This is a genomic window from Actinokineospora sp. (assembly GCF_050699995.1).
Taxonomy (GTDB): domain Bacteria; phylum Actinomycetota; class Actinomycetes; order Mycobacteriales; family Pseudonocardiaceae; genus Actinokineospora.
Window position 1 is genome coordinate 1 of record NZ_JBOHGC010000603.1, and the last position, 5,030, is coordinate 5,030.

Sequence of the window (5,030 nt, forward strand, 5' to 3'; positions counted from 1 at the left end):
AAACTGATCGGCGTCGACGACGTGACCGGTGGCTGGGAGACGACCGGGTCGTCCTCGACGCCGGGGATGAACCACCAGCCGACGGTCAGCGCGAAGGTCAACAGCAGCGTCACCGAGCTCTTGCGGAGCAGGTGCGGCGCGGGGTCGACGAGCGACCAGGCCGCGTTGTCCACCGCGACCGGCTCGCGGTCGGCCGCGGCGAGCAGCACCGCGATGATCGCGACCGGCGCGGTGACCCGGCCTGCGAGGTCCCGACACTCCGCGCACCTGCGGATATGCCGGTCGACCCGCACCCGCTGGGCGGCCGAGAGGGTGCGCGGGTGTTCCGGGACCAGCCCGGCCAGCCGCTCGCACCGACGCGGGTTGCGGACCAACAGCAGCAGTCGCACCGCGTGACCGAGCGCGGTCCGCGCCCGGTGCGAGAGGACGGCCGCGTGCGCGGGCCGCACGTCGAGGGCCTCGGCGAGCTCGGTGTTGGACACCTCATCACGCACGGTCAGTTCGAGGATCGCCAGCTGCCGCGGCTCGAGGCTCGCCGCCGCGTCCCACACCAGGCCCGCCGCCTCGCGCGCGGCAGCCGCCTCGTATGGCGTCTCCCCGCCGTCGGCGAGGTCGGGCAGTTCGGCGAGCAGCAGCGGCCCGTCCCTGCGGACGTGGTCGAGCGCGACGCGGTGGGCGATGCTGAACAGCCACGGCCGGAACCGGCCGGGCTCACGCAGCCCGTCAAGGTTGCGCAGGGCGCTGACGAACGCGTCCTGCACCAGGTCCTCGGCCAGATGCGGGTCGCCGACGGTGCGGGTGACGAATCTCGTCACGGGCGCGCGGTATCGGTCGTGGAGCTGGGTGAAGGCATCGTCGTCGCCCGCGCGGGCGTCGAGGACCAAGGTCGCGTCCGAGGGTTCACCGGACTGCATATCGCCGCCTTCGCGGAAGATCTTTCGAACTCGTCGGCCTCAGACCGTAATGCCTCACGCAAACCGACCGTCCAATGGGCATAGCCATCCGCCGAGTTTTCATGAAGGATCCCCACCCGTGGCCCACCGCAAGAGCCGTATCGCCCTCATCGCGTTAGGCGCTGTCCTCGCATCGGCCGCGTTGACCTTCGCCTTGCCCGCCATGCAAGAGCTGACCTACGTCGCGGGCACGGCCACCCAGGCGCCCGACCCGGCGGCGGGGCTGGAGTCACACCCGACGTCCACGACCACCACCTCCGAGACTGCGACCACCACGACCACCCCTGTGGTCACCACCACTGTCGAGCCGACGACGACAACCACCGTCGCCCCGACGACCACCGCCGCTCCCACGACCACCACCTCGCAGATCCCGAAGGCCGAAACCGATGTGTTGGCGCTGGTCAACCGGCAGCGGTCGGCCGCGGGCTGCGCGCCGGTGCGGTGGAACGACAAGCTCGGCGTCTCGTCCCGCAAGCACAGCGCGGACATGGCCGCCCGCGACTATTTCGACCACACCTCGCTCGACGGCCGCTCGCCGTTCGACCGGATGAAGGCCGAGGGCTACGCGCGGGCGGGCGGCGAGAACATCGCGGCGGGCCAGGCGACCGCGGAGGCCGTGATGAAGTCGTGGATGAACAGCCCTGGGCACAAGGCGAACATCCTCAACTGCGAGTTCAAGGACCTCGGCATCGGCATGGCCAAGGGCGGCAGCTACCGCATCTACTGGACGCAGAACTTCGGCTACGGCTGAACGGACCGCAGGAACTCGGCCACCTGGTCCTGCTTGTTGTGCTCCGCCCAGCCCAGCGGGGTCGAGTCGAATGAAGTGTCCGTCATGGACGGATCGGCGCCCAGATCGAGCAGCATCCGGACCAAGTCCAGGTTTCCGGTGAGAGCGGCCTGGTGCAGCGCCGTCTCGCGCTCGGCGGCGTTGACGTCGAATCCGGCGGTGACCAGAATCCTTGCCGCGTCGCCCTTTCCGAGCTCAGCGGCCCGCACGACGGCGTACGGGTCGCGCGCGATGGCTTGGGCGACAACCGAAGGCGGCGCGTCGACGGCGATGCCCGCCATCGCGTCGGCCACGACCTGATCGACCTCGTCGAGCGGCGCGGGAACCGCCCCGGCGGCCTCAAGCAGCGCGGCGATCTCCCGGCTGCCCGACCGGACCGCGAGTTCGTGCGCACTGCGCCCTCGGTGCAGCGGGTGGCCCCGGAATCGCGACTCCGGCGGCACGCCATGCGCGAGCAGCAGTTCGACGCGGGCCCGCTGGTCGTGGGCGGCGGCCCAGAGCAGCACATCGTGCAGCATCTCGGCCGGACTCGCCAGCCCGGGCGCACGGGTCCGCCACGGGCCGCCGTCGCCGGCGCCCAGGCCGAACTCGAAGAGCAGCCGCAGGTGCCCGTCGTCGGCGCCGAACACGCGGTTGTAAAGCGTCTGGCCGTCGTTGGGGTCGGCTCCCCGTTCGAGCAGCAGCCGGGCCAGCAGGAGTTCGGCGCGGTGGCGGGGCTGGTTGACCGCGTCCGCCCTCACCGAAGGCGCCGGTCAACGCGGTGAACGGCGGGACGTTGCCCTCCCACAGGTAGCCCGCGTTCGGGTCGGCGCCCGCGTCGAGCAGCAGCCCGGCCACCGCAGCCGCGTCACCGCCGGGCAGCCGCGAGTACGCCAGGTACAGCAGGGGCTCCCAGTCGAACGGCCCACCCTGGCGGCTCGCGAGGCCAGGGTCGGCGGCGAGCGCGGCGGCCACGCCCTCGGCGTCGCCGAGGACGGCCATGGTGAAGATGTTCGCCTTGGCGATCGCGGGATCCGTCGCCAGCAGCGCCTGGGCGCGGGCGAGCCGGTCGGGGGTGTCGCGGCCGTAGCCGAGGCACGCGTGGGCGAGGAAGTCGTCGACCGGACCGGCGAACTCGGTGACCTTGTGCGGGGACCGCTCGTACATCAGGACTCGGTGACCCGCAGCCGGGTATTCATGCCCTCGACGTCGAGCACCCGCGCGACCGCCGGCGAGGGGTCGACCAGGCGCAGCCAGCCGCCGCCCGCCTCAAGCCTGCACTGGGCGGTGAGCAGCGCGTTCAGGCCCGCGCAGCCGAAGAACTCGGCGTCGGACAGGTCGACGATCAGCCCGGGGGCGGCGCTGCGCTGCTCGGCGACCGCGCCGAGCAGGAAACGCTCCAGGACACCCGCGGCGACCAAGTCGACCTCGCCGCCGATGGCGACCGTCATGACCCCGGCCGCGGGCGGCGCCTCCAACCGCAGGTCCACGCGCGTTCTCCCACCATCGGCAAGCATTTCCCGAACGGGCAGGCTACCGGGTGGAAGGCTGACCCGCTCAGCCGAAACGCCCGTGGACGTAGTCCGCCGTGCGCTCGTCGGACGGTGATCCGAAGATCTTCTCCGTCGGACCCGCCTCCACGATGACGCCCGGCGTCCCGTGTTCGGCCAGGAAGAACGCACACTGCTGCGAGACCCGGGCGGCCTGCTGCATGTTGTGCGTGACGATCACGATGGTGATCTCGTCCGCCAGCTCCGCGATGGTCTGCTCGATCCTGCGGGTCGACGTGGGGTCCAATGCCGAGCACGGCTCGTCCATCAGCAGCACCTTCGGCCGCACCGCCAGCGAACGCGCGATGCACAGGCGCTGTTGCTGCCCGCCGGAGAGGGCGCCGCCCGGTTGGCGCAGCCGATCGCGGACCTCGGCCCAGAGGCCCGCCTTGGCCAGGCAGCTCTCCACCAGGTCGTCCTTCGCCGACCTCGACACCCTGGTGCCGGTCAGCCGCAGTCCCGCGACGACGTTGTCGTAGATCGACATCGCCGGGAATGGGTTGGGCTTCTGGAACACCATGCCGATCTGCCTGCGCGCGTCGGTCAGCTTGCGGCCGGGGTCGTAGATGTCGGAACCCGACAGCAGGACCTCGCCCGCGAGGCTCGCGCCCGGGATCAGCTCGTGCATCCGGTTGAGGATGCGCAGGAACGTCGACTTGCCGCAGCCCGAGGGGCCGATCAGCGCGGTCACCGTCCCGGCGGGCATCAGCAGCGACACCCGGTCGAGCACCTTGCGCTCGCCGAACCAGGCCGACACGGCTCGCGCGTCGATCTCCGCGAGCGCCGACAGTGCCAGGGTCATCGAATCTCCTCTGGGTCAGAGCAGGTTGGGCAGCAGGGCGGCGGCTTGGTCGGCGAAGGTCACGCCGACGGTGCCGAGCAGCGGGACACCGATCACCCAGGCGTGCCAGCGGCCGACCCGCTGGCGCACGTAGACGACCGCGAGGGCGGCGACGGACAAGGCGAGCGCCCAGATGACGATGGGCACCAGCGCCGACCTGTCACCCACCATCAGCCGCTCGCTGTCCGGCACGGCGAACGCGGGCACCGCGCCCGAGGTCGCCACGACCTCCGAGGTCAGCCGGGCGTCGACCCGCAGGACGTCGGTCGGCAGGAAGTGCGGGCCGTCGGCGGTGATCAGAGTCAGCCTGCCCGACCCCGCGTCCGGGGGTTGCCGCTCGGGATCGCCCGCCCGACGCACGCCCTGCACCATGTACCGGTGTTCGCCCTGGCCGGTGGTGAGGACGATCGCGTCGCCGGTGCGCAGTTCGTGGATCCGGCCGAACGGGCCGCCGTAGGCCGCTTTGCGGCCGAGGAGCACGCTCGTGCCCGCCTGCCCGGGCAGCGGCGTGTTGCGCAGGTGTCCGGGGCCGGACTTCAGTGACCGCGCCGAGGTGCCCTCGCCCACCACTTCACGCATGCGCAGCCGCGGGATCTCCAGGATGGCCACCGGCGTCCCGGTCTCCAGGAGCCGCCCGTCCTCGGTGAGGGCGGCGACGGGTGCGGTCGCGTTGGCCAGCTGGTAGCGGAAGTCGGTGAAGGCCCGGTCCTGGTCGCGTTCGTGCTTGACCGCGCCGATGAGGGCGAGTTGGGCCACGAAGCACAGCAGCACCGCGCCGAGGATGGCGAGCATCTGCCCGGCCAGCAGGAACGGCGGCCGCTCGGCCGGGACGGCCGGGCGCGGCTCGTCGAGCACGGTCACAGTGGGTTCCTCTCGTCACGAAGCCCGCGTGCGCCGGGCGATCGGCCCGGCGC

Annotated in this window: 6 protein-coding genes; 1 reads left to right on the plus strand and 5 read right to left on the minus strand. The window is 71.9% G+C overall.

The genetic code is table 11. The features are described from left to right. The coding region (locus tag ACRDSQ_RS29165; RefSeq protein ID WP_431425477.1) for an RNA polymerase sigma factor at positions 1 to 914 on the minus strand (914 nt) is incomplete at its 3' end. A 118-nt stretch (positions 915 to 1,032) separates the two neighbouring features. Here ACRDSQ_RS29165 and ACRDSQ_RS29170 point away from each other — a divergent pair. Then, positions 1,033 to 1,707 (plus strand): CAP domain-containing protein, encoded by a 675-nt coding sequence (locus ACRDSQ_RS29170; protein WP_431425479.1) that lies wholly within the window; start codon positions 1,033 to 1,035, stop codon positions 1,705 to 1,707. Here ACRDSQ_RS29170 and ACRDSQ_RS29175 read toward each other — a convergent pair. The 4 genes from ACRDSQ_RS29175 to ACRDSQ_RS29190 form a co-directional block, all read right to left on the minus strand. Then, a complete protein-coding gene (locus ACRDSQ_RS29175) occupies positions 1,698 to 2,486 on the minus strand; it encodes an ankyrin repeat domain-containing protein (protein WP_431425481.1) in 789 nt (262 codons plus the stop codon). The genes ACRDSQ_RS29170 and ACRDSQ_RS29175 overlap by 10 nt on opposite strands. 405 nt (positions 2,487 to 2,891) lie before the next feature. After that, the gene (locus ACRDSQ_RS29180) at positions 2,892 to 3,215 is read right to left on the minus strand and encodes an STAS domain-containing protein (RefSeq protein ID WP_431425482.1); all 324 of its coding nucleotides are present in this window, start codon (positions 3,213 to 3,215) and stop codon (positions 2,892 to 2,894) included. 67 nt (positions 3,216 to 3,282) lie between these two features. Then, positions 3,283 to 4,077: a phosphate ABC transporter ATP-binding protein gene (locus ACRDSQ_RS29185; protein ID WP_431425484.1), complete on the minus strand. Its 795-nt coding sequence runs from the start codon at positions 4,075 to 4,077 to the stop codon at positions 3,283 to 3,285. Positions 4,078 to 4,092: 15 nt separating this feature from the next. After that, on the minus strand, positions 4,093 to 4,977 hold the full coding sequence (locus ACRDSQ_RS29190) for a sortase (protein WP_431425486.1): 885 nt from the start codon (positions 4,975 to 4,977) through the stop codon (positions 4,093 to 4,095). Positions 4,978 to 5,030 lie beyond the last annotated feature (53 nt).